Genomic DNA, 24,481 nt, shown 5'->3' on the forward strand with positions numbered 1-24,481 from the left:
GCTGACATTCAACAATGATGTTGACTGAAACTCCGCTATCGCGAGCAGGCTCGCTCCCACAGTAGACATCACAAGCCTTTAAATACCTTGCGGGGTCTCTTCACCACCCAACGCTTCAACCATCGCCGGCAGGAAGTCGCCGAAGGTCAGCATCATCAGGGTGAAGCTGGCGTCCAATTGGCCCAGGGCTTCGTCGCCACCGTCCTGTTCCGCCTGATCTTGCAGCAGGTCTTCGAACTTCAGGCGCTTGACCACCATTTTGTCGTCAAGCACGAACGACAGTTTGTCCTGCCAGGCCAGCGACAGTTGAGTGACCACTTTGCCGGTGCTCAGGTGCAGCTGGATTTCTTCGCTGGTCAGGTCCTGACGCTTGCAGCGCACGATGCCGCCGTCTTCGTGGGTATCGCGCAGTTCGCACTCGTCGAGCACGAAGAAATCATCCGCGGCTTTCTGGGTGGTGACCCACTCGGTCATGGTGGCGGTCGGCGACATCTTCACCGTCAGCGGACGCACTGGCAGCGAGCCGATCACTTCGCGCAGGGTAGACAGCAGGTCTTCGGCACGTTTCGGGCTAGCCGAGTTAACCAGGATCAGGCCCTGTTTCGGCGCGATGGCGGCGAAGGTCGACGAGCGACGGATAAAGGCGCGGGGCAGGAAGGCCTGGATGATTTCATCCTTGATCTGATCGCGTTCCTTTTTGTAGACCTTGCGCATTTGTTCGGCTTCGATCTCTTCGACCTTTTCCTTCACCGCATCACGCACGACACTGCCCGGCAGAATGCGTTCTTCCTTACGGGCGGCGATCAGCAAGAAGTCGCCGCTGATGTGCACCAGCGGCGCGTCTTCGCCCTTGCCGAATGGCGCGACGAAACCGTAGGTGGTCAACTCCTGGCTTGCACATGGACGCGCCAGTTTGGTGGCCAGTGCAGTTTCCAACGCCTCGGCATCAAAAGGCAGATCTTGGGTCAGGCGATAGATAAGCAGGTTTTTGAACCACATGGGGTGAGTCTCTCCTTTATACAAAGGGGGGCATTATTGTCCTCCGTGTGCCATAGGCCAACCCTTCTCTAAGCCTTTGGAAGGCCTGAGAAAATTAATTTAAAAAGTGCTTGCCAGAGGTTGGGTCGCTACGTAGAATGCGCGCCACACCGAAAGTGAAGGGTGATTAGCTCAGCTGGGAGAGCGTCTGCCTTACAAGCAGAATGTCGGCGGTTCGATCCCGTCATCACCCACCATTCGCTTTAGTGTTACGCGCAGCGGTAGTTCAGTCGGTTAGAATACCGGCCTGTCACGCCGGGGGTCGCGGGTTCGAGTCCCGTCCGCTGCGCCATATTCGGTAACCTGGAACGCTGAACGCCAGGTCACCACGGAAAAAGCCCGCTAACGCGGGTTTTTTTCTGCCTGAGGTTCCTGCTGGGTGTGTCGTTTTACCGGTCTTCAGATTTTTTGATTTTTTATCAATTAAATCAACACTTTATGAAAATCTGTGGCACAATGCGCCCCGCAACGAAGGTAAAGGGTGATTAGCTCAGCTGGGAGAGCGTCTGCCTTACAAGCAGAATGTCGGCGGTTCGATCCCGTCATCACCCACCACTTACTTTCAACGCTACGCGCAGCGGTAGTTCAGTCGGTTAGAATACCGGCCTGTCACGCCGGGGGTCGCGGGTTCGAGTCCCGTCCGCTGCGCCATATTCGGTATCTGGAACGCTGAACGCCAGATCACCACAGAAAGCCCGCTTAATGCGGGCTTTTTGCCGTCTGGGATTTGGCTTTGTGCTGGCCTTCCACTGAAAAAGCGACCCGTACAGGTCAATACTGGTCAGTTAAGCGCGGAACCTGTGGGAGCGGGCTTGCCCGCGATAGCGACCTGTCTGACGCATCAATTATGAATGTGCTGCCGTCATCGCGGGCAAGCCCGCTCCCACATGGATTGCGCTTGACTGGCATTACCCGAACAGGTCGCTTTATTGTTCGGCGTTACGACTGTGCCGGTAGTCGCTGACGGCCTCGTACACCGCTTTGCGTAACCGGTTGATCCCGCCAATCGGCCTATGGGCTTCAAGGCCGAACCATGGGTTGAACGATTGGTTGTCGCATTGCAGGTTCAGCGCCGGGGTGTCGAAATCCTGGGCAGGCAGTTTGATCCGGGCCACGGTTTCGAAGGGCGCGTCGCTTTCGTTCCACTCGATACTGGTGTCTTCGATCGGCATGTACTTGCCCGCATCCTGACGCTGGATCTGTAGAACGAAACAGGCCGGCACCCGATCGGTCGACAGCTGCTGGTTCAGCGCACTGCGCAGGAAATTCGGCAGGTTTTGATTTTGCGTGGGCAGCGCGTAGGCCGGGCAGCTATCAGGATCCGGCATCACCCGGAATTTGGCGTTGGCCTCACCAAATTTGTACGGCGAAACCGAAAAGTAAGTGGTCTGCGTCGGGCTTGTCGGGGCAGGGGAGAGCGTCGCCAGCGCAATAAACAGATGGCGAACCTGCCAGGTGCGCGGGTCCCAACCCGGGAAGAACGCCATGACCTTTTTGCCGTCAGCCTGAGCGGCCACATTCTGACGATACTCGGCGACATCGCTGACAAAGAAGTTCGGATGGTTGAACATCACGAAATCCTGTTCGCTGCGCCCTTGCCGGTCACTCAGCAACTGTTTACCAGGCACATCGAACAGTTTGATCGCCATGCCCCGGGCATCGCGGATGCTGTCGAACTGTGGATACGCATTGCCGTTGGACAGCCGCATTGTCGCTTGCCAGGTTTTGCCAGGTTCGCTGAACACACCTTGACGTAACGCCATCGCCAGATCCGGCAGCACCTGAACCTCGGCCTTCACGCAACCGTGGGCTTTGGCATGGGCATCGCGCAGGTAGCGGGTATTTTCGCGGTGTTGATCGACGATTCGCACGGCCGTCTGGATGATCTCCTGGGTCATTGCCGCTTCGCCGTCCGGAATCAGTTCTTCAGCCGATACCGGGCCGCGATGCTGCCAGGCGGACCAGGCCATGATCAGCGCCCAGCCGAGCAGGCCCAGACCCAACAAGCACAGCAGGGTTTTGCCGAGGAAGGCGCCCAGGCGCAACCAGAGAGTGATCAGCATGGGTCAATCCTTTTGACTGAGGCGGCGGTCTGGCAATTGCGACTCCATCGGGCCACCCAATACTTTCAGGTATTCCAGCAGCGCCCAGCGTTCCTCCGGTTGCAACAGGCGACCAATTACTCCGTTACCGCGCTCGCCTGCGCGGAACTCGTGGCCGCTGTTGTGATTGCCGGTAATGCGCGTGTCGAACACAAAACCGTTGGTGAAGGCTTCGGTGCGATAACCCAAGTGTTTAGGGTCGTATTCGAAGGTGCCTTTGTAGAACGTGGTCGCGCGTTCACTTTGTGGCGAGAGCAATTGATAAAGGCTCGGTACCGAACCGTTGTGCAAAAACGGCGGCGTGGCCCAGACGCCCGCCAATGGTCGGGCTTTGTAGCTACGCAACTCTTGAACACCGATCGGCAGGCCGAATCCGTCCAGGTTCGGGCGCTCTGCGGGTGTCACATTGGCTTCGCGGTAGGCCTGCTTGCTCACGAAAGCAGTGACATAAGCGAGTCCCTTGGCCACTGACAACTGGCTCATATCCAAGGGTTCTGTGGGTTTGGGATGCAGTTGTACGTCCAGTTGAGCAAGCTCTGCCGGATCCCACTGCAAGGCCGTCAAATCGAAGCGATGATCGGCGATGTTGTTGGCGGCGCCGGCGTCTGTGCCAATCAACTCCACGGGCAGCAATTTCAGATGCTGCACTGCTCTGCCATCGTTTTGGGAGACGCGGGGTACATGACACCCGGCGCAATTTTCAGCGAACAGTTCGCGGCCTTTTGCGGCCAGGGGCTTGTCGATGTTGCCTAGTAGTGACTCCGGCCAGGCGGGCGGTTTGAGTCGCTGCAGGGTTTGCTCGATCCGGTGCAGATCGCGTACCCGGACGCTGGACGGGTAACGGTCGTCGCCCTTGAGCGGCTGCCCGCTGCTGTCGAAGAAATTCAGTGTGGCGCCCACACCCAAGGCTTCGCCGATATTACGGGCCATCGGTTGCTGCGCCGAACCGTTCCACTGCACCCAGTCGAAGGTCCACATGTCCCACAGTTGCGGGTAGTCCACCGGAGCGTTGGCCACGCGGTAGTTGGCGGGTGAAATCGCGTCGCCGAAGCTGGCGTTGGCAATGCGCCCGAAGGCGTCGGTGCGGCCGGGGCCTTCTTCGGTGGGGTAGAGGCCGCGATGGGTGTCGTTCCAGGCCACTTTCAAGAAGGTATCGAGTGAGACTTTAAAATCCTGGCGTAGCTGTTGATGCCGTGCGTCGTAGTCCTGACCCAGAACGTTGCGGGCGAAACGTTCGAATTTCCAGGGGTTGTAGTAAGTCGAGGCGAGGCTGGCCACCAGTGCCTGGCCGAAGCTGCCGCCACGCAGGGTCGGAACGCTGGACGGCAATACATGCTGGGCCGAGCCGCCGTCGATGCGCACGGCTTGGCCATTGAAGCGTAATTCGCCGGTGTGGCAGGCGGCGCAGGTGATGTCCAGATACTCGTCCTGGCTGCCGGGGTTTTGATGACGGGCAAAACCGACGGGCAGGTTGCCAGGGTTGTTCGGCGTGGCTTTCTGGCTCGGGTCGATCAGAAAACCAAAGCGTGCGAGGTATTCGGGAGCGGCGAATCGGCGCTGCGAGAAGGGCAGTTCCAGGGCGTTGAACCAGTCATAGCGCAAGCCTTTGACCTGGGTACCCTGGGGCGTGAAATAGTAAGCCTGGCGGTCGGCGGCGCTCCATTGCTCCAGGTAATTCACCTGTTGCGCCGGTGACCAGGCTGGCAATTTCGGGTTGGCGACATAGTACAGCACCACGGCGAGGCCAAGCCCCAGCAGTACTGCGATCAGCATCAGCAAACGGAATATGAGGCGCAAGATAAACATCCTTGTCAATTTGTAGTTCTCTTATGCCTCAGCTGATGAGGTGCGGCAAGAGGCCATTACGCCAGAGGCTGTGGGAACCGGCACCCGAGTCTGTGGGAGGCAGATGACAGAAGCTTCATCCATCTATTGCCGAAATGCGTTTAAACACCTGAACTTATCAGGCGTTTCCTGCTCTCATGCCGGTAGCCATTGGTCGTGGCGGCCTGATAAGCTCGCGGCTTTACTCGATTGCCCTTTAGGCGCATGAACAAGGAAATAGCATGAAACAGCATCGGTTGGCGGCGGCGGTGGCCCTGGTTGGCCTGGTACTTGCGGGTTGTGATTCGCAGACCAGCGTAGAGCTGAAAACCCCGGCGCAAAAAGCTTCCTACGGTATCGGCCTGAACATGGGCAAAAGCCTGGCTCAGGAAGGCATGGATGACCTGGATTCCAAAGCCGTGGCCCAAGGCATCGAAGATGCCGTCGGCAAGAAAGAACAGAAGCTGAAGGATGAAGAACTGGTTGAAGCCTTCGCAGCACTGCAAAAGCGTGCTGAAGAGCGTTTGGCCAAGATGAGCGAAGAGTCGGCAGCCGCCGGCAAGAAATTCCTCGAAGAGAACGGTAAGAAAGCCGGTGTCACCACCACCGCTTCCGGCCTGCAATACGAAGTGGTCCAGAAGGCCGATGGCGCTCAGCCCAAGCCGACCGACGTAGTGACTGTTCACTACACCGGTAAACTGACCAACGGCACCGTTTTCGACAGCTCCGTCGAGCGCGGCAGCCCGATCGATCTGCCGGTCAGCGGTGTGATTCCGGGTTGGGTCGAAGGCCTGCAACTGATGCACGTTGGCGAGAAGTACAAACTGTACATCCCTAGCGAACTGGCTTACGGCGCCCAAAGCCCAAGCCCGGCGATTCCAGCCAACTCGGTGCTGGTATTCGACCTGGAGCTGCTGGCCATCAAGGATCCAGCAAAACAAGACGCTACCAAGTAATCAGCGTCTGCTCTTAAAACAACGCCTCGCTTATGCGGGGCGTTGTTGCATCTGGCGTTCAGCGAAGGTAAACAAAGCGAACGGATGCGGTACGCTGGAGTCATAGCCAGTGAGGACGCCAGAGCTAGACGGGCTAAGGCGCCAAGTCAATGAAATCTTGGGTTTTTTTATGTGAGTAAAAAACGCCCGATCTGAGTCAGGCCCTTATGAAACGGGGCTTTCAGCGATGAAATGCAGCTCTGTTCACAAGGTTATCCACAATTTGTGTGGATAACATTTCAGTGGGAGAAAATGATGAAAGCACCCTGGAATTTCGCTCGTTTTCTGCCTCTGGCCGGACGCCTGCTCGCCCGTGGTCGTTTGCCGACCCTGCTGTTCGCTGTTGCCAGTAAAGGCGCGAGCCAGGGCAATCGCCTGGGTAAACTCAAAGATGATCTGCGTTTGTTACAGGCACTCTGCCTGGCCTACTGGCGTGGCGAGTACCGGGCCATCAGCCCCAAAGCACTGGTCTCGGTGGTGGCCGGCCTGATGTATTTCCTGAGCCCGGTGGATGCGATCCCGGATTTCATCCCGGTATTCGGCATGCTCGACGACATTGCCGTACTGGCCTGGTTGATGAAAGTTCTCGATGACGAACTCAACGCCTTCCGTGCCTGGCGCAAGCGTCAGCTGCCGGAAAAGCTCGCAGTGGTCGAACGCCTGCCCGATACCCCGGAACAACTGCAACTTCAGGGCCCGAAAAAAACCTGAACCGATTCAGGATCATCCATATTCATACCCCCGCGACCTTGGCCGCTGTTAGGATTACACTTCTAGGGAAAAGCGCCGACTCGCTAAGTGTCGTTGTCCTACGGGGTAGTCATGGATATTCAGATAATTACACGCGAAGGCGAACCCGAATATGCGGTTCTGCCATGGGCTCAGTATCAGGCTCTACTGAAAGCAGCAGGCATCAAGCAACAACCATCGCACGAGGCCACAGTGCCTCCCGCGGCGGCACCAGACCAGATTCTTCCGGGTCTGGATCAACTACGCAATTTGCGCGAAGGGAAGGGCATCGCCATTGAGGCGCTGGCCCGCACGGTAGGCATCAGCCCGTCATATCTCGCCTTGATCGAAAGCGGTGAGCGTCAACCTGACGCTGCTATTCGCCGCAGCCTCGCCTGGGAATTGACGGTGCCAGGATGGAGGGATGAATCGTGAGCGTACGCATCAGTCGTCAACATTGGGACGGATTGCTGGGGGAGCTGGATCAGGCGCGTCGTCAGCGCCATCTTTTGACTTATCGGGCGTTGCTGGAGCGTTTGCAGCTACCCACGCCGGCCATGCAAACCTTGACCGCAGCCCTTGAGCACCTGGCCGCGCTGGATGCCAGAGCCGAGCAGCCGTTGCGCAGCTCGCTGGTGATCAGCCAGGGCGCGAGTCGCTTGCCGCGCACCGGCTTCTTCGAGTGTGTCGAGCGCCTCGGGCGCTTCTCCGGACCGTCCGATGGCGTGGCTGCCGCGTCCTGGCATGCCTCGGAAGTGGTGCGGGTGTTCGAATACGAATACCCCGAGTCGGCGGAAGCCTGAGTGTTTTTACGACTCAAGGCGCAGGCCAGTTACTGGCTGGCCCGCCGGTTGTTCCACTGGTCGTGGTTTGTGCGTCAGCCGCGAGGCTGGAGTTGGCTCGAGGGCCAGTTCGCGCGCATGGCGAACCTGGGTGATGTCGGCGCCCAGAGCTTCTATGGCCACATTCTGACCTTTCGCGGTGTCGGTCTTGGGGCACGCGAGGAGGGTGTGAGATTACTGCGCCTGGCCGCGTTGGCGGGGGATGGCAAGGCGGCGTATCAGGTTGGCGTGATCTGCCTCGCGGGGACGCCGAGCAAGGCGCCGGATCCGGTGGAAGCGGCTCGCTGGTGGGAAATGGCAGCGAAGGCCGGGCATCCGCTGGCCGAACTCAAATTGAAAGAGTTGGCGTCCCGCGGTTCTGCGGATTAAGCAATTAAGTGTCTGACAAATGAACGTGGCGTGAGGGCAACCTCCCGCCACGTTTGCGTTTCTGCCTGCTTGTTGATTAATGGAGTGATCATTGGCGAATTACCCTACATCAACATCATCCTTTCCTGACTTCTTTCCTGATCTATCCCCCGCAAAGTCTCGCGCGTTTATTGCCGGGTAGATCCATCGGAGATTTCCTTCAAGTTGTAGCGGTTTGCATGAACTGGTGCGCGATACGCTCCATCGATAGTCTTGGGGTTGTCACTGCAAATTCAGTGACAGGGCGTGGAAGCCCTTCTATCGTTAGGCGCATCAAGCGCCACCAGTTCGGCGTTTTTTTATCGTCTGTGTTTTATGGTGGCTGTGCGCGGGGCGCTTTCGAGTGCGCCAGGTGCCTAACGTCCTGGTCTTCCACACCTGCGTACAGCCGCCACCTATTGCGTGGAAGTGATTTCTGGCGGCTCCAATTCCCAAGTGCTTGAGAATCTGTCCATGCGCGGCTCGGTCGAGTGTGATTCGACGATACTCAGCGACTTTGCCTTGCTCTGCGCCATTCCACTGCGCGATGGGTGTGATGTGCTGGATGTGATTGGGCGGCGGTTGCGGGCTCGGTCTTCGGATTAGCGCCGAGCAGTTTTTTGTGGCGGAGGGAGTCTGCTCCAATGTAGGTAAGTTAAGCGAATATCCTGTGGGAGCGTGGCTTGCCCGCGAAGAATGCGCCGCGGTTTTTCAGGTATTACGTGTCATCGTTCTTCGCGGGCAAGCCACGCTCCCACAGGTTCTGCGTCTTAACTTACCGACCCTCGCCACAAGAGCAAGATCAAAGATCGCAGTCATCACCGATGTCCGGCAACCAACGCTTCTTCGGTTGTCGGCACCGCTAGGCTATCAATCACATGCACGCTATACCCCGGCACATTCTTCGCGTGATGCTTGGCCTGTGATGCCATCTCGGCCAGTTGGCTCGCATCGAGTTGTCCACAAGCCTGTGGATGCAAATGCACCACGCCGATGGACAGGGACAGCAGCGGAAATTCCTGTCTTACGCCTTGGCGGTTGGGGGCGATGAAGCAGCCGGCTTCCAGGTGTTCGCTGCGGTAAAAGCGTCGGCATTGGCTGTGGAAGTCGTCCAGCAGTTGGTTCAGGCGTTTGCGCCAGTCTTCCGGGCCGAGGACCAGCAGGAAGTCGTCGCCGCCGATATGGCCGACGAAGTCGCGGGAAGGGTCGACGCGGTCGTTCAGGCATTGCGCCAGACACAGTAGGACTTCATCCCCGCGACCGTAGCCATAGATGTCGTTGAAGGGTTTGAAGCTGTCGATGTCCACGTAGCAGATCACCGATTCCCGTTCCTGTTGCAGCAGCCGTGTCAGGCATTGCTGGATCGGCACGTTGCCCGGCAGCAGGGTCAGCGGGTTGGCATAGCGGGCTTGCTGGATTTTCAGTTCGGTAATCAGCTTGAGCACGTCGATCACCCGACCGAGCCCCAGATAGCCGCCGTTGAGGGTGATGATGAAGTCTTCTTCGATGCGCTGGCGCGCGCGGCTGGTGATCAGGCGGCTGACCTGTTGCAGCGACTGGCTCAGCTCCACGGCGAGGAAGTCGTTGCTCATCAAGCGGCTGATGGGCTTGCGGGCGAACAGGTCGGTGGCGAAGGGCTTGAGCAAGGCATCCGAGAGCGAATGACGGTGGACGATGCCGCAGGGCTGGCCCTGTTCGTCGAGCACCGCCAGGGAGTTCAGGTTGGCCTGGCGGCGGAAGGCTTCCAGCACGGTGGCGGTCGGGGTGTTGCTGGTCACCGCCGGTTGGTCGTTGAGCAGGGCGCTGAGGTCACTGACTTCCTCGTTCAGTATCGCGGCGACGCTGTTTGGTTTGGGCATCAAGGTTCGGGCCTCGCGGGGCGGATGCTCCTGTGGCCGGCAAAGCAGATAACCCTGGACCAGATCGACGCCCATTTCGGTCAGCACGGCCAGTTCTTCCGGCAATTCGATGCCTTCGGCGATCACTTTTGCCCGGGAAGCCTTGGCGATCTGCAGGATCGAGCCGACGAACTCGCGCTTGAGCGCGTCCTGGTGAATGCCGTCGATAAAGTGCCGATCGATCTTGACGTAATCCGGGCGCAATTCAGACCAGAGCCGCAAGCTCGAATAACCGGCACCCAGATCATCCAGTGCAATGGAAAACCCCATTGCCCGATAGTGATGCAGGGCGTTTTGCAGCAACTGGAAATCGTCGGTTGGGGTCTGTTCGGTGAGTTCGATCACCACCTGGCTCGGCGGTATGCCGAAGTCCTGCAGCAGTTGCAGGGTACGTCCGGGTTGGTGGGCGGCTTCGAGCAGGGATTCCGGGGACACATTGAGGAAGAGTTTGCCGGGCAGTTGCTGTTCATTGAAGCGGCGGCAAGCACTTTGACGGCAAGCGATCTCCAGTTCGCTGAGGCGACCGGCCTGGCGGGCTACCGAGAACAGGGCGACGGGGGAGTGCAGCGGACTGTTGGAGGGGCCACGGCTGAGGGCTTCGTAGCCGATGATACGTCGTTCAGAGAGGGAAATGATCGGCTGGAACAGGCTGTGCAAACCGCTTTGAGTCAGTATCGAGCTCAAGGCACTCAGCTGTTCGGTCGTGGTCATGGCGTTCTCTGGCGATAAAAAAAGGACTGGGCGTGCTCTCGTTAAAGAGCACGCCCAGTCCTGTATTTCACGACAGAATGATGACTGTTTGATGACGCTCCGGGGAGCGTCAGCATTAAATTGCCATCATGCTGATTGCAACCGATTAGTGCTTGGCAACCGCGGTGTTGAGTTTCAAGTAATCGAGCAGAATCCGCCCGGTCTCGCTCAGATAAGCATCGTCTTCTGGCTTGGTCTTGTCCGGCTCGGCCGCGAGGGCATCTTCGTCTTCTTTCTTCAGCTCTTTGAGCGGCTCTTCGCCCTTGGCCTTGCGACGGATGTTTTCCATGACAAGTTGCTTGGCTTCGATATCGGCATGTTGTGCGCGACGGTCGGCTTCATTGAGGCTGACGGTTTTTTCGCTCATCAACTTCTGCGCCAGGGCCAGTTTGTCGCGGATGAACACGAACTCCGCGTCTTTGGCCGTGCGCACGTCATGCTCGGACTTGAGCTGCGTGATGTACGGTTTGAACGGGTCAAGCGCAGGCTTGATGGCCGCACGAATGGTGTCCCACGGCATGGCTTCCGGCAGGGCGCTTTCGCCTATTTCCTTGGTGTCGATGATCGATGGGTAATCGATGTCCGGCAGCACGCCCTGATGCTGGGTGCTCTGACCGGAAACCCGGTAGAACTTGGCCAGGGTCAGTTTCAGTTCGCCATGGTTCAGCGGCTGAATAGTCTGCACGGTGCCTTTGCCGAAGGTCTGGCCGCCGATGATCAGTGCGCGGTGGTAGTCCTGCATGGCACCGGCGAAAATCTCCGACGCCGAGGCGGACAAACGGTTGACCAGCAACGCCATCGGGCCTTTGTAGAACGCCCCCGGGTTTTCATCTTCCAGTACATCGACCCGGCCGTCGGCGTTACGCACCAGTACGGTCGGACCTTTGTCGATGAACAGACTGGTCAGCTCGGTGGCTTCCTGCAAGGAACCGCCGCCGTTGTTGCGCAGGTCGATGACCACGCCGTCGACTTTGTCTTTCTGCAACTCGGTCAGCAGCTTCTTGACGTCGCGGGTGGTGCTCTTGTAGTCCGGATCGCCGGCACGGAAGGCCTTGAAGTCCAGGTAGAAGGCCGGGATCTCGATGACGCCGAGCTTGTAGTCCTTGCCATCCTGTTTGAGGTTGAGGACCGACTTCTTCACTGCCTGGTCTTCGAGCTTCACCGCTTCGCGGGTGATCGGCACGATCTTGGTGGTCTGGTCGTTCGGCGCATTGCTGGCCGGAATCACTTCCAGGCGCACCACGGTGCCTTTCGGACCACGAATCAGTTTGACCACTTCGTCCAGGCGCCAGCCGACCACGTCGACCATCTCTTTGTTGCCCTGGGCCACGCCGATGATCTTGTCGGCCGGTGCAACCTGCTTGGTTTTGTCGGCCGGGCCGGCAGGTACCAGGCGCACGACTTTCACTTGATCGTTATCGCTCTGCAACACGGCGCCGATGCCCTCGAGGGACAGGCTCATGTTGATGTCGAAGTTCTCCGCGTTATCCGGCGACAGATAGTTGGTGTGCGGGTCGTAGGACATGGCGAAGGTGTTGATGTACGCCTGGAAGATGTCTTCTGCACGGGTCTGGTCCAGACGCGCCAGCTGATTCTTGTAACGCTTGGTCAGGGTTTCCTGAATCTGCTTGGACTCTTTGCCGGAGATCTTCATCCGCAGCACTTCGTCCTTGACGCGTTTGCGCCACAGGTCGTCCAGCTCGGCGGTGGTCTTGAGCCAAGGGGCATCCTTGCGATCGACCAGCAAGGTTTCCTTGGTGGTGAAGTCGATTTTGTCGACGCCCTTGTTCAGCTCGGCAAGGGCAAAGTCCAGACGCGCCTTGACGCGGTCCAGGTAGCGCTTGTAGATGGTGAACCCGGCGTTCAGGTCGCCGCTTTTGAGGAAGTCGTCAAACTGGGTTTTCCATTTGTCGAATTCGGCAATATCGCTGGCCATGAAGTAGCTGCGCGATGGGTCCAGCAGCTTGAGGTAGCTGTCGTAGATGATCACGGAGCGTGCATCGTCGAGCGGTGGCTTGCTGTAATGGTGACGCTTGAGCAATTCGACGACGTTCAGACTGGCGATTACTTCATCACGATCGGGCTGAAGCTTGTCCCAGCTGTTGGCTGCGAACGAATTGCTCGACATCGGCAAAATACCGAGACCAATGACAAGAGCGAGGGCGGTGCTGGGGAGCAGATGCTTCATGCTGATTCGACGCGGGGACAATTGATAACGCATATTAGGCCGTCTTTGAAGTCGCCGGATCCACAAGGACCGGTCGCATAATGCAAAAAGCCCGGCGCTACAGCTTCGGGCTCAGTCCAGACTCACTATGGAGGCACTGTGAAAGCATTGCAAGGCGTTGAGGGGCGAGTGGAGTGGGTTGAAGAGCCGAGTCCTACGTGCGATGTAGGACAAGTTCGCATCCGAGTAGCGGCAGCAGGACTCAATCGCGCTGATTTGTTACAGAAAGCAGGACTTTATCCGCCACCGCCGGGGGCCAGTCAAGTACTGGGTCTTGAGTGTTCGGGGGTGATCAGCGAGGTCGGTCCGGGCTCCTCCTGGCAGGTCGGTGATAGGGTTTGCGCCTTGCTGGCCGGGGGCGGGATGGCCGAAGAGGTAGTTGTCGACGGACGGCATGTGTTGCCGGTTCCCGAAGGTTTGTCGCTGGCCGAGGCGGCAGCGTTGCCGGAAGTGTATGCAACCGTTTGGCTGAATTTGTTTCAACTGGCTGCGCTCAAACCGGGTGAGAAAGTTCTCCTGCACGCCGGAGCGAGTGGAATTGGTTCAGCTGCCATTCAGCTGTGCAAGGCATTTGGTAACCCGTGCTGGGTTAGCGTCGGCTCCGCCGAGCGTCTGGCTTACTGCGAAGCGTTGGGCGCACAGGGTGGCGTCGTACGCAATGGCGATCTGGATAGCTTGAATGATCTTGCCCCGTTCGACGTGATCCTCGACCCGGTGGGTGGTAACTATGCGGCGTTGAACCTCAAGCTGCTGGCTCGCGATGGACGTTGGGTGCTGATTGGCTTGATGGGCGGTCGTGAGGCGCAGCTGGATCTGGCGCAGGTGTTGGCCAAACGGGTGCAACTGCTGGGGTCGACCCTGCGCAGTCGCGACGATCAGTTCAAGGCCGATTTGTTCAGCGATCTTGGCCGGCATGTCTGGCCGCTGTTTGCCGAAGGGCGTTTGAGCCCGCAACTGGCCAGGACATTTGCGATCAAGGATGCCGAAGCGGCATTTGCGGAACTGGCGACGAATAAGGTGTCGGGGAAGTTGGTGCTGGTGATTGACGAAAGCCTGACCTAAACCCTGTAGGAGCGAGGCTTGCCCGCGAATGAGGCGACACGGTGTATCTGTCAGACCGCGTCGCGTCATTCGCGGGCAAGCCTCACTCCTACAAGGGTTCTTGGTTACTTCCAGATATGGATCGGCCAGCCGGCCTTTTCGGCGTGTTCGAGCAGGACCGGATCCGGATTCACCACATGCGGAAAGTCCACTTTCAGCAGCAGCGGCAAGTCATTGCGTGAGTCGGAATAGAAACTCGCGCCTTCCAGGTTTTCCTCTTCGGCATCGAGCCATTCCAGCAACCGGGTGATCTTGCCTTCGCGGTAGGTCAACGTGCCAACGGTATTGCCGCTATACACCCCGTGTGCCACTTCCAGCTCGATGCCGAGAATCTCGTCGATGCCCAAGCGGTCGGCAATCGGCTTGACCAAATGCGTGCCCGAGGCCGAGATCACCAGGATCCGGTCGCCGGCCTTGCGGTGGGCGGCGATGGCTTTGGTGGCGTCGCTGAAGATGATCGGCTCGATGAAGTCTTCCACCCAAGGCCCGACCAGATGGTCGACTTCTTCCGGTGTGCGCCCGATCATCGGCTCAAGGCTGAAGGTCATGTACTCCTCCATGCGCAACTTGCCGTGGCTGTAAGCGTCCATCAGTTCGTTGTTCTGACGCATGAACGACTCGGGATCGACCCAGCCCAGGCGCCCCATTTGTTCGCTCCAGAGGGTGGCGCAGTCGCCGTGGATCAGGGTTTCGTCCAGATCAAAAATTGCCAGGGCCATCAGTGCAGTTCTCTCTTCAACATCAGCAAGGTCATCAGGCTACCTCACACAGGGCCGTCGGATCGATGGAAAGTGCCAGGCGCTGACCATCGGGATGCAGGTCGGCCGCCGAACGGTTCAGCACATCCACCACCAATTCCACGCCCCGGGCTTCGACCCGATAGCGAATCACGTTGCCCAACAGGCTGTGGCTGCGAATCTGCGCGTCGAGTTCGCCGTCCAGGCTTAGCTCGATAGCTTCCGGGCGAATCGCGAGGCGATGGGTGATCGGTCGTTGCAGCAATTTCGTCGCGCTGTCGGCATCCAGCAGGTTGTAGTTGCCGATGAAGCCTGCGGCAAATACATCGACTGGCGCGGTGTAGAGGGTTTCTGCATCGCCGCTTTGTACGATCTTTCCCTGATTCATCAGGAAAATTCGGTCAGACATGGTCAGGGCTTCTTCCTGATCGTGAGTGACGAAGATCGTGGTCAGGCCGAGTTCGCGCTGGATCTGACGGATCTGTTCGCGCAGGTGCTTGCGAATCCGCGCATCCAATGCCGACAGCGGCTCATCCAGCAACAACAACCGAGGCCGGGTCACCAGCGAGCGAGCCAGGGCGACACGCTGACACTGGCCGCCGGACAGTTGATGCGGGTAGCGGGCGGCGAAATCATTGAGTTCCACCAGTTGCAACACTTCGGCGACGCGTTTTTGGCTGTCGTCGGCGTTGACCTTTTGCATGCGCAAGCCGAAGGCGACGTTCTGCTCCACGGTCATGTTCGGGAACAGTGCGTAACTCTGGAACACCATGCCGATCCCGCGTTTTTGCGGGCTCAGCGGGACGAGGTCCTGACCCTCCAGCAGAATCTTGCCGCCGTCCACCGAGGTCAGGCCGGCGATGCAACGCAGCAGGGTGGACTTGCCGCAACCGGACGGGCCGAGAAGGGTGACGAATTCACCTTTCTTGATTTCGCAGTTGATGTCGCTGAACACGGTAGTGCCCGAGTAATTCTTTTGAAGATGTTGGACGCTGACATAGCTCATTCGCTTTTGTCCTTGTTCAAGATATTGGCCGCCCAGGTCAGAACCAGCACAAAGAAGAAGTAGGAAATCACCAGCGCGCTGGTGAAGTGGCCGCTGCTGTTACGCATGTTGTTGAGGTAGACCTGTAGGGTTTCATAGCGGGTGCCGACGAGGATGTTGGCGAACACGAACTCACCGAACAGGAACGAGAACGACAGCAGCAACGCCACCATCAAACCCTTGCGCAGGTTCGGCAGCACCACAAGGAATGCCGCTTGCCAAGTGCTGGCGCCGAGTAGTTGCGCGGCATCCATCAGGTCGCGCAGGTTGATCGCTTGCAGGTTGTTGGTGATCGCCCGGTACATGAACGGCAGCGCCACGGTGAAGTAGCAACCGATCAAAATCCAAGGCGTACCGACCATCGCGAACGGCCCCGAACCGTAGAGCTGCAGCAGCCCCACCGACGACACCACCGGCGGCACCGCGAAGGGCAGCAGGATCAGGATGTTCATCAGTGCGTCGAGTTTCGGGAAGTGGTAATGCACCACGAACAGCAGCGGCAGAATCAGCACCACCGACAGAATCAGCGAGCCGACACAGACCAGTAACGACTGGCCGAACGCGTCGAGAAAGCGCGGATCGCTCCACAGCTGGATGTACCACTTCAAGGTAAAGCCGCTGGGCAGAATGGTCGCCGACCAACTGCTGGCGATCGAGTAGATCAGCGTGCCGGCCAGCGGCAACAGCAGAATGGCAAACAGCAAATACACCACGACGCGGTGATAGACACCGACGGGGCCCAGTTCAGCGCGAGACATGGTAGCTCCTCTTCAACAGCAACTGATGCACGATGGTCACCAGGGTCATCAACGCCACCAGCACCACGGCCAAGGCGCTGGCCAGGTTCGGGTCGAGGGAAATGTCGCCGGAGACCATCGCCGCGATGCGGATCGGCAACACGTTGAAGTTGCCGGTGGTCAGGGCGTAGACCGTGGCGTACGCGCCGAGGGCGTTGGCCAGCAGAATCACGAACGTGCCCAGCAGCGCCGGGGTCAGTACCGGCAAACCGATGTGTCGCCAGAACTGCCAGCCGTTGGCGCCCAGCAAGGCGGCGGACTCACGCCAGTCTTCGCGCAGGGCATCGAACGCCGGGTAGAGCAGCAACACGCCCAGGGGAATCTGGAAGTAGGTGTAGAGAATGATCAGCCCGGTCTTCGAATACAGGTTGAAGTCCTGAATGATCCCGGCCTGTTTGAGCATGATGGTGAAGGTGCCGTTGAAGCCCAGCAAAATGATGAACGCGAAGGCCAGGGGCACGCCGGCGAAGTTGCTGGTCATGTTGGCGAAGGCATTGACGAAGTTGCGCAGTTTCGAATCGACCCGGCGCAGGGAGTAGGCACCGAGTACGGCGATGATGATGCCGAATACACTGGACCAGAAACTGATCTCGAGGCTGTACTGGATCGCCTGCAAATAGAACCTCGAGTTGAAGATTTTGCTGAAGTTGGCCAGGCCCCAGCCGAATTCTTCCGATTGCAGGCTGTTGATCATCACCCAGAGCAGCGGGGCGATCTGGAACACGAAGAAGAAAATCGCGAAGGGCACCAGGCACAGAGCGGCCAGCCATTTACCACGGGTCATGGCGTTCACTTGAGCAGCTCCCGGCACACAGGTTTGTCGTGGGGCACGCCCAGCAGTTCGCAGACGGTGCCGCAGATTTCGGTCTGTTTCGGTGCGGCGCTGGCGCTGAAGCTGAAAGCATCGCCGAGGACGAACAGCGGCACTTCGCGTTCTTCGGGCAGCAGGCCGTTGTGCGAGCGGTCGTTATTCATGCCGTGGTCGGCCGTCACCAGCACCTGGTAACCAGCGTCGAGCCAGCCTTGCAGGTAATCGGCGAGAATGATGTCGGCCGAGCGAGCGCTGTTGCGGTACTGCGGGGTGTCGAGGCCGTGCTTGTGCCCGGCGTCGTCGATGTTCATGGGGTGGACCAATAAAAAGTTCGGCGCGTGGCGCAGGCGCAGGTTTTCCGCGTCGGCGAACAGGTGCGAGTCCGGGTAGTGGTCGCTCCAGTAGAAATGACCGTGCTGGATCGGCAGTTTGGCGTCGTCGGTATGACGATCCCGGGCGGCCACGAACGGCGAACGGTTATACAGCTCGCTGACCCAGTGATAGGCCGCTGCCGCGGTTTTCAGGCCGGCGTCGGTGGCGTAGTGGTAGATGCTGCGCTGGGTGGACAGGCGGGAGACGTTGTTGTGAACGATGCCGCTGTCGATCGGCGTAACGCCGGTCAGGATGCATTCATAAAGCGGTCGGGACAGGGCGGGCAGTTCGCACTCCAGCTTGTAGAGTGCCGCGCGTCTTGCGCCAACGTAAGCCTGCAGATGCCCCATGGCGTGGCGCGCGACTTCGTAATTGAGGCCGTCGAGCACGACAAGGATGACGTTGTGCTTCATAGGGGCTGGAACTCCGCAAAATATCGTCAAACCTGTAGGAGCGAAGCTTGCTCGCGAAGGCGGACTGTCAGCCAACATCAATGTTGAATGTCAGTCCCTCTTCGCGGGCAAGTCGGATCGCCGCACCGCTCGCTCCTACAATCTGATCTCCATCAGATCCCCGAATGGGGATCTACCGTGTTACGGCATATTGATGATGACTTCTTCCTGCCACTTCTGCGGCAGCGCCTTGGAGGTCTTTTCCCATGCGTCGGCGTCTTTGATCGGCGTAACCTTTTTGTACTGCTCGTTCGGCAGCAGCTTGGCCTTGACCTCTTCCGGCAGCTTCAGGTGTTCGGCGCGGATCGGACGGGCGTTGCCTTTCGCCAGGTTGATTTGGCCGGCATCGCTGAAGATGTATTCGCGGGTCAGCTTGGCGGCGTTCGGGTTCTTCGCGTATTTGTTGATGATGGTGGTGTAACCGGAAATCACCGAGCCGTCGGACGGAATCAGCACGATGTAGTCATCCGGGTTCGCCATCTTGGCCTTGTAGCTCAGACCGTTGAAGTCCCAGACCACGCCGACTTCGATTTCACCCTTTTCCATGGTGGCGATCGTCGGGTTGGCCATGGACAGGCGGCCTTGCTTGGCGATGTCAGCGAACAGCAACAGGGCTGGCTGAATGTTTTTCTCGTCACCACCGTTGGCGAGGGCGGCGGCCAGTACACCGTTGGCAGCCTGGGCCGCGGTGCTCACGTCACCGATGGAGACTTTGTACTTGCCAGTCTTGAGGTCGGCCCATTTGGTCGGTGCCTCAGAACCGTGCAGCAACTTTTTGTTGACGATAAACGCAATGGTGCCGGTGTAGGCCAGTGCCCAGTTACCGTCTTTATCCTTGGCCCAATCCGGAATCTGTTCCCAGGTCGTTGGCTTATAAGGTTGCACCACGCCCTGCTTGACCGAGATCGGGCCGAAGGCGGCTCCGACGTCGCCGATGTCGGCGCTGGCGTTGTCTTTTTCAGCGGCGAACTTGGCAATTTCCTGAGCCGAGCTCATGTCGGTGTCGATGTGTTTCAGGCCATATTTCTTGGCCAGGTCTTCCCAGGTGCCTTTCCAGTTGGCCCAGTCATCGGGCATGCCGACGCTGTTGACTGCGCCTTCCGCTTTCGCAGCGGCTTCCAGGGTTTTCAGATCATCCGCCGCCATGGCGGAGGTGCACAGGGCAATGGTCGAGCCTAACAGTGATGCCAGGAAAAACTGTTTCATCCGAAGCTCCTTTGGGCGTTTTCAACGCTGCGATTGCGGTTGTGTTGGTCTAGGTCAGCAATACCTGAGCCAATTTAGGCGGGTTGGATGACATTTTGATGTCGACGACCGGTCGGCCTGAATTTTCTGCGCTCGGATACGCGGGGTGCGAGATAAGCGTAGACCATGGCTAAGGAGCTGATATGAAAGGGACTTGGCCATAAAATTGCAGGTGTCTGGCGCAACCGTTCGGCGGCTGTGTCATCTGTCAGTCATGTGCAGTGCCTAGGCTTGCAGGCAGTTGAAGGAACCGATTTGAATCACGGTTCTGCCCTGAATCAGTGCTGGTCTAGTCCAGATAGGTAACGTTGATGCGCATCGAGACAACCAAAGCGGTGACAGCCATCGGGCAGGTTCTGCAAGAACAGCTCGACCACGGCCTGTTGGCGCCCGGGAGCAAGTTGCCGGCAGAGCGCAAGCTCAGTGAGTTGTTCGGTACCACGCGGATCACCGTGCGTGAGGCGTTATTGCAGTTGGAGGCTCAGGGCCAGATTTATCGCGAGGAGCGACGCGGCTGGTTCGTGTCGCCACCGCGACTGGCTTATAACCTGATGCAGCGCAGCCACTTTCACGCGATGGTCAGTGCGCAGGGGCGAGTGCCGTCCACCGAGGTGATCTCGGCGCGCTTGCAACCGGCGTCGGCGGCGGTGTGTGCCTGGTTGCAGTTGCCGGCGCTGTCGAGCGTGATCCAGATCTGCCGCTCGCGACGGATTGACGGGCGATTGGTGTTGTATGTGGAGCACTACCTGAACCCGCAGTTTTTCCCGGGGATTCTGGACTTCGATCTGAATCAGTCGATGACCGAACTGTATGCACGGCATTACGACTTGCACTACGGGCGGGTGCGTTTCGAGATTGTGCCGACGGCGTTGTCGGTGGACGCCGCGGCGGCTTTACGGGTGTCGGTGGGCAGCCCGGGGTTGCGGATTGCCCGGGTCAATTACGATCAGCACGAGCGGTTGATCGATTGCGACCTCGAATTTTGGCGCCATGATGCGATTCATGTCGGGGTGGATGTGGTCTGAATCCTGGCTGCGCACACGAGCAGCCGAAGGCTGCGATCTTTTGATCTTGATTTTGATCTTCCGTAGGAGCGAGGCTTGCCCGCGAAGAGGGACTGACATTCAACATAGATGTTGGCCGATAGTCCGTCTTCGCGGGCAAGCCTCGCTCCTACAAGGGCTTTTATTCCTTGGCGACTTGCACACTCATCCGTGGCGTCGCCAGATCCAGCCCGGCTTCATCCAGATGGCGCTTGAGCGACAGGTTGAACGCTCGGGAAACTTCCCACTGCTTGATCGGCGCGGTCTTGAAGCGTGCGCGAAGAATCGCGTTGCCGGATTCGAAACTTTCTACCCCTTGAATCTCCAGCGGCGACCAGATATTTCGCCGTTGCAGCGGGTCGGTGCGCATTTTCTGGCCGACTTCGCGCATCAGTTTGATCGCCTCGTCGATGTCCATGTTGGAGGGCACCGCCACCCGGAAGATCGCGTAACCGAATTCCCGGGAGTAGTTCTTGATGCTTTTGATTTCGCTGAACGGAATGGTGTGAACGATGCCGTCGATGTCCCGCAGGCGCACGGTGCGGATGGTCAAGCCTTCGACCGTGCCCAAGTGGCCGCCGACGTCCACGTAGTCGTCGATGGCCAGGGAGTCTTCGATGATGATGAACAGCCCGGTGATCAGGTCGGCCACCAGTGATTGCGCGCCGAAACCGATGGCCAGGCCGATCACACCGGCACCGGCCAGCAACGGCGTGACGTTCATGCCCATGTTCGCCAGGGCGACGATCAGCGCAATGATGAAAATCGCCACGAACAGCACGTTGCGGATCAGCGGCATCATCGTCTGTGCGCGGGCATTGGCCAGGCCTTTGCGCGAGCGGGTGAGGGCGTGATGCACGGCGGTGTCACTGAGGATCCAGATCAGCCAGGCAAAAATCAGCGTGCCACTGAGGCTGAACAGTTTGACGCTGACTTCATGACCCTCGCCTTCGGTGAAGCGGATCAGCGACATCCCCCAGACGCGCAGGCCGAGTTCGATGAATGCCAGCCACACCAGCAGATGGGCGAGGGTGTAGAAGAAGCTTTTCAGGCGATCCGAATACAGCGCGTGGCGCTTCACGCTGCGTTGCGGTTTGAGTGAATGGCGGCGCACCAGCCCATTGATGACCATGCACAACACCAGCAGCACGGTGCAGATCAGTGACTGACGCAAGGCCGTGCTGGTGTCGCCGGCGGAGACGAAGGTGGCGAACAGCGAGATGCCCACCAGCACCAGCGCAGGCAGATACCAAAAGGTGCCGAGGATTTCGATCGTGTCGCTCAAGGCCCGGCGAGTCAGGCGCCGGGATAGCGGTTGATTGCGGATCAAGTGCGCGATGGGCCGACGGAAACGCAGAACGAAAAAACCGGTGGAGATCGCCGCCAACACATTGGCGAACGTCGCTGCTGTGTGAGCCAGGTGACTGCCGAGGCTTTCAACCAGGCGCGGATCGTTCAGGGCTTCACCGAAGGCGGCGAAACTGCCGATCAGCCACAACGGGCGGAAGGCCTGATGCCGCAGGATGTACAAGGCACGGTGGCGATGCGGACCATCCAGCACGGAAAACGCAATCACGCAGATCGCCGAGAAACAGGTACCGACCACCAGCGCATAGGCCAGCACCATGGCCAGGCTTTTGCCCAATGACGAAGGCAGGGCGTAGGTCATGTAAACCGTCATGACCAAGGCAATCAACCACGGTCCGAGTTTGCGCAAGGCGAAGCGCAGCATGTCCAGCGCCTTCGGGTGTTGTGGCAGTTCTTCGGTGAGACCAAAGCGCATGCGTACCCGGTGGCCGAGCCAGATCAGGGCGGCGGCCAGCAGGCTCCAGACCATCAGGATTACAGCGAAAGCGAAGATGATCGGCAGCCATTCATTGGCCGGCAGCATCAGCGCCGCCAGTTCGTCCTTGGCCAGATCGACCTCTTCGGACCAGCGATTGAGCGGACTGTCGGCGCCGGAAAATTGCTTTTCGAGCCCGGCCAGAGTGTCGCCGATCAGCCCCAGCACGCCTTGTTCAGTGGGCGGCTGAGCCTTTTGGGTGACGTCGCGAAGTTTTTTCAGGTCCGTCAGTAGCTGGGTGCGCTGCTGATCGTTTTCCAGCGACTTGATGACTTCGTCCAGCGATTGCCCCAACGGCTCTTGTGCTTGCGGCTGGGTTTTCGCCGAGCCATTGAGCAACCCCGGCAAACTGACCGCTTGGGCAGGTGCCATCGGCAGCAGTGTCATCAGGCAGACAAGGAACAAACACGGCAGGGCAAAAAGACGAGCGAACACGGTCAACCTCGGATGAGCGAATCGGCCGAGTGTACGAGCCCGTCAAAATCAATGCGAGCCAGGCGCAAGGTTTTATTCGTTGAGTTTGGCGAGGATCTTGTAGATCACGGTGGCAAGGATCATCAACATGCCGACCCACATCGCGAACACACCAGCGTTCTTGTCGCGAAAGTTGAAGCCGATGGCCAGCATGATCATCCCGGAAAGAATCGGGATCAGCATGGCGTGGAACGAAGACATCGAGATCATGGTGACAGCCTTGTCGGGGAGGGTACTGCAAGTCTAGGCGGCTTTCGGACGAGCGGAGGTGATGCGGGTCAGAAGTGAGTCAGAAGCAGCGCAATCCGTGTGGGAGCGGGCTTGCTCGCGAAGGCGGTGTGTCAGGTAACATTAATGTCGACTGATACACCGCCTTCGCGAGCAAGCCCGCTCCCACAGGTTGCGATTCGCTAGGGCTAAGGCAATTCGCGACAGGCGTAGAACGCGCTCAGCACTTTGACCAGATGCGCCAGATCATGGCTGCCGCACAACTCACGGATCGAGTGCATGGCGAACGTCGGCAAACCGATGTCCACGGTGCGCACGCCCAGGTGGCTGGCGGTGATCGGGCCGATGGTCGAGCCGCAGCCCATGTCGCTGCGCACCACGAAGCTCTGCACCGGTACTTCTTCGGCCATGCACAAATGACGGAAGAACCCGGCGGTTTCGCTGTTGGTGGCGTAGCGCTGGTTGCTGTTGACCTTGATCACCGGGCCGGCGTTGAGTTTCGGGCCGTGGTTGGCATCGTGCTTGTCCGCATAGTTCGGGTGCACGCCGTGGGCATTGTCCGCCGAGACCAGCAGGGATTTCTGAATGGTCCGTACGAATTCATCCCCTTCGGGCAACAGGCGACGCAGGGTTTGCTCAAGCATCGGACCGTCGGCGCCACAAGCCGAGCAGGAACCGACTTCTTCGTGATCGTTGCAGACCAGCACGCAGGTTTCGTCGGTTTCGGTCGTCAGCAAAGCTTGCAGGCCGGCGTAGCACGACAGCAAGTTATCCAGGCGCGCACCCGCAATGAAATCGCCATGCAGGCCGATGACCGCGGCGCTTTGGGTGTCGTAGAAGCTCAGCTCGTAATCGAGCACTACGTCAGCGTTCAGGCCATGTTCGCGGGCCAGTTGGTCGGTGAGCACGGCGCGGAAGTCCACGCGTTCGTCACCGGCGAATTGCGCGAGGATCGGCGGCAGTTCGGTCTGGGCATTGATCGCCCAGCCCATATTGGCTTCACGGTTGAGGTGAATGGCCAGGTTCGGAATGATCGCGATCGGTGCCTTGAAGTCGATCAACTGGCTCTCGACCTTGCCATCACGGCGGAAAGTCACGCGGCCGGCCAGAGACAGATCGCGGTCGAACCACGGCGCCAGTAGCGCACCGCCATAGACTTCGACGCCCAGTTGCCAGAAGCCCTGGCGTTGTAGCTCCGGTTGGGGTTTGACTCGTAGGCACGGGCTATCGGTGTGCGCGCCGACCAGACGGATGCCGCCGTGCAGGGGCGAATGACGGCCCATTTTGAACGCGACGATCGAAGAGTCGTTACGGGTGACGTAGTAACGACCATTGGCTTCGGTGGTCCACGGCTCGCGCTCGTCGAGGCGGATAAAACCGGCCGCTTCCAGACGCTGAACAAGGCTGGCGGTGGCATGGAACGGGGTAGGGGAGGCCTTGAGGAAGTCGATCAGGCCTTGGTTCAACTCTTCGCGCATAAGAAACTCCAGACAGCAATGGGCGGGAGTTTAACGTATTGGCTTGAGGCTTTGGGCCTGACG

21 protein-coding genes, 4 tRNA genes and 1 pseudogene are annotated in these 24,481 nt (G+C 58.9%); 12 read left to right on the forward strand and 14 right to left on the reverse strand.

What is annotated here, in order from left to right; all coding sequences use genetic code 11:
- Positions 1-78 precede the first annotated feature (78 nt).
- Complete coding sequence (gene rdgC, locus AB7M22_RS04980) at positions 79-999, reverse strand: recombination-associated protein RdgC (RefSeq protein WP_007898901.1); 921 nt, start codon at positions 997-999, stop codon at positions 79-81.
- Positions 1,000-1,159: 160 nt separating this feature from the next.
- Here rdgC and AB7M22_RS04985 point away from each other — a divergent pair.
- From AB7M22_RS04985 to AB7M22_RS05000, 4 genes are all read left to right on the forward strand, one after another.
- A tRNA-Val gene (locus AB7M22_RS04985) sits at positions 1,160-1,235 on the forward strand.
- A gap of 18 nt (positions 1,236-1,253) precedes the next feature.
- A tRNA-Asp gene (locus AB7M22_RS04990) sits at positions 1,254-1,330 on the forward strand.
- 187 nt (positions 1,331-1,517) lie between these two features.
- Positions 1,518-1,593, forward strand: a tRNA-Val gene (locus tag AB7M22_RS04995).
- A gap of 19 nt (positions 1,594-1,612) precedes the next feature.
- A tRNA-Asp gene (locus AB7M22_RS05000) sits at positions 1,613-1,689 on the forward strand.
- 275 nt (positions 1,690-1,964) lie between these two features.
- Here the strand turns inward: AB7M22_RS05000 and AB7M22_RS05005 are convergent.
- The gene (locus tag AB7M22_RS05005; RefSeq protein ID WP_454185434.1) at positions 1,965-3,101 is read right to left on the reverse strand and encodes a catalase family protein; all 1,137 of its coding nucleotides are present in this window, start codon (positions 3,099-3,101) and stop codon (positions 1,965-1,967) included.
- A 3-nt stretch (positions 3,102-3,104) separates the two neighbouring features.
- Entirely contained in the window at positions 3,105-4,937 is a 1,833-nt protein-coding gene (locus tag AB7M22_RS05010; protein ID WP_454185435.1) for a di-heme-cytochrome C peroxidase, read from the reverse strand.
- A 269-nt stretch (positions 4,938-5,206) separates the two neighbouring features.
- Here AB7M22_RS05010 and AB7M22_RS05015 point away from each other — a divergent pair, with 269 nt between their 5' ends.
- From AB7M22_RS05015 to AB7M22_RS05040, 6 genes and pseudogenes are all read left to right on the forward strand, one after another.
- Entirely contained in the window at positions 5,207-5,920 is a 714-nt protein-coding gene (locus AB7M22_RS05015; protein WP_008013934.1) for an FKBP-type peptidyl-prolyl cis-trans isomerase, read from the forward strand.
- A gap of 294 nt (positions 5,921-6,214) precedes the next feature.
- Positions 6,215-6,670, forward strand: coding sequence for a YkvA family protein (locus AB7M22_RS05020; RefSeq protein ID WP_008013936.1), 456 nt, complete (start codon positions 6,215-6,217; stop codon positions 6,668-6,670).
- 111 nt (positions 6,671-6,781) lie between these two features.
- Positions 6,782-7,123, forward strand: coding sequence for a helix-turn-helix domain-containing protein (locus AB7M22_RS05025; protein WP_008013937.1), 342 nt, complete (start codon positions 6,782-6,784; stop codon positions 7,121-7,123).
- Positions 7,120-7,491 carry a hypothetical protein gene (locus tag AB7M22_RS05030; protein ID WP_007898892.1) on the forward strand — a complete coding sequence of 124 codons (372 nt, stop codon included), beginning with the start codon at positions 7,120-7,122 and terminating at the stop codon, positions 7,489-7,491. Before AB7M22_RS05025 ends, AB7M22_RS05030 begins: the two co-directional genes overlap by 4 nt.
- A complete protein-coding gene (locus tag AB7M22_RS05035; protein ID WP_454185436.1) occupies positions 7,492-7,899 on the forward strand; it encodes a sel1 repeat family protein in 408 nt (135 codons plus the stop codon).
- 417 nt (positions 7,900-8,316) lie between these two features.
- A pseudogene (locus AB7M22_RS05040) lies at positions 8,317-8,523 on the forward strand (short-chain dehydrogenase); the annotation flags it as partial.
- 212 nt (positions 8,524-8,735) lie between these two features.
- On the opposite strand, the gene AB7M22_RS05045 reads toward AB7M22_RS05040, so the two are convergent.
- Both AB7M22_RS05045 and AB7M22_RS05050 read right to left on the reverse strand, forming a co-directional pair.
- The gene (locus AB7M22_RS05045; RefSeq protein ID WP_454185437.1) at positions 8,736-10,526 is read right to left on the reverse strand and encodes a bifunctional diguanylate cyclase/phosphodiesterase; all 1,791 of its coding nucleotides are present in this window, start codon (positions 10,524-10,526) and stop codon (positions 8,736-8,738) included.
- A 145-nt stretch (positions 10,527-10,671) separates the two neighbouring features.
- Positions 10,672-12,753: a carboxy terminal-processing peptidase gene (locus tag AB7M22_RS05050; protein WP_008005683.1), complete on the reverse strand. Its 2,082-nt coding sequence runs from the start codon at positions 12,751-12,753 to the stop codon at positions 10,672-10,674.
- 138 nt (positions 12,754-12,891) lie between these two features.
- On the opposite strand from AB7M22_RS05050, the gene AB7M22_RS05055 reads away from it, so the two are divergent.
- A complete protein-coding gene (locus AB7M22_RS05055; protein WP_008005681.1) occupies positions 12,892-13,854 on the forward strand; it encodes a zinc-binding dehydrogenase in 963 nt (320 codons plus the stop codon).
- A 104-nt stretch (positions 13,855-13,958) separates the two neighbouring features.
- Here the strand turns inward: AB7M22_RS05055 and AB7M22_RS05060 are convergent, their stop codons facing one another.
- The 6 genes from AB7M22_RS05060 to AB7M22_RS05085 form a co-directional block, all read right to left on the reverse strand.
- Positions 13,959-14,612 carry an HAD family hydrolase gene (locus AB7M22_RS05060; protein ID WP_008073684.1) on the reverse strand — a complete coding sequence of 218 codons (654 nt, stop codon included), beginning with the start codon at positions 14,610-14,612 and terminating at the stop codon, positions 13,959-13,961.
- Between the two features lie 34 nt (positions 14,613-14,646).
- On the reverse strand, positions 14,647-15,636 hold the full coding sequence (locus tag AB7M22_RS05065) for an ABC transporter ATP-binding protein (RefSeq protein ID WP_454185438.1): 990 nt from the start codon (positions 15,634-15,636) through the stop codon (positions 14,647-14,649).
- Positions 15,633-16,433, reverse strand: coding sequence for an ABC transporter permease (locus tag AB7M22_RS05070; protein ID WP_454185439.1), 801 nt, complete (start codon positions 16,431-16,433; stop codon positions 15,633-15,635). Before AB7M22_RS05070 ends, AB7M22_RS05065 begins: the two co-directional genes overlap by 4 nt.
- Positions 16,420-17,256 carry an ABC transporter permease gene (locus AB7M22_RS05075; RefSeq protein WP_162130596.1) on the reverse strand — a complete coding sequence of 279 codons (837 nt, stop codon included), beginning with the start codon at positions 17,254-17,256 and terminating at the stop codon, positions 16,420-16,422. The genes AB7M22_RS05070 and AB7M22_RS05075 overlap by 14 nt, the downstream gene beginning before the upstream one ends.
- A 5-nt stretch (positions 17,257-17,261) precedes the next feature.
- Complete coding sequence (locus tag AB7M22_RS05080) at positions 17,262-18,068, reverse strand: alkaline phosphatase family protein (RefSeq protein WP_454185440.1); 807 nt, start codon at positions 18,066-18,068, stop codon at positions 17,262-17,264.
- A 180-nt stretch (positions 18,069-18,248) separates the two neighbouring features.
- The gene (locus AB7M22_RS05085) at positions 18,249-19,313 is read right to left on the reverse strand and encodes an ABC transporter substrate-binding protein (protein WP_454185441.1); all 1,065 of its coding nucleotides are present in this window, start codon (positions 19,311-19,313) and stop codon (positions 18,249-18,251) included.
- A gap of 350 nt (positions 19,314-19,663) precedes the next feature.
- Here AB7M22_RS05085 and AB7M22_RS05090 point away from each other — a divergent pair, with 350 nt between their 5' ends.
- Complete coding sequence (locus AB7M22_RS05090; RefSeq protein ID WP_007898856.1) at positions 19,664-20,377, forward strand: UTRA domain-containing protein; 714 nt, start codon at positions 19,664-19,666, stop codon at positions 20,375-20,377.
- A 160-nt stretch (positions 20,378-20,537) separates the two neighbouring features.
- Here the strand turns inward: AB7M22_RS05090 and AB7M22_RS05095 are convergent, their stop codons facing one another.
- From AB7M22_RS05095 to AB7M22_RS05105, 3 genes are all read right to left on the reverse strand, one after another.
- Entirely contained in the window at positions 20,538-22,673 is a 2,136-nt protein-coding gene (locus tag AB7M22_RS05095) for a mechanosensitive ion channel domain-containing protein (protein ID WP_454185442.1), read from the reverse strand.
- Between the two features lie 72 nt (positions 22,674-22,745).
- Positions 22,746-22,922 (reverse strand): hypothetical protein, encoded by a 177-nt coding sequence (locus AB7M22_RS05100; RefSeq protein ID WP_008005668.1) that lies wholly within the window; start codon positions 22,920-22,922, stop codon positions 22,746-22,748.
- Between the two features lie 206 nt (positions 22,923-23,128).
- Positions 23,129-24,418: a M18 family aminopeptidase gene (locus AB7M22_RS05105; protein ID WP_008005665.1), complete on the reverse strand. Its 1,290-nt coding sequence runs from the start codon at positions 24,416-24,418 to the stop codon at positions 23,129-23,131.
- Between the last annotated feature and the right edge of the window lie 63 nt (positions 24,419-24,481).

The organism is Pseudomonas sp. ADAK2 TE3594, assembly GCF_053628675.1.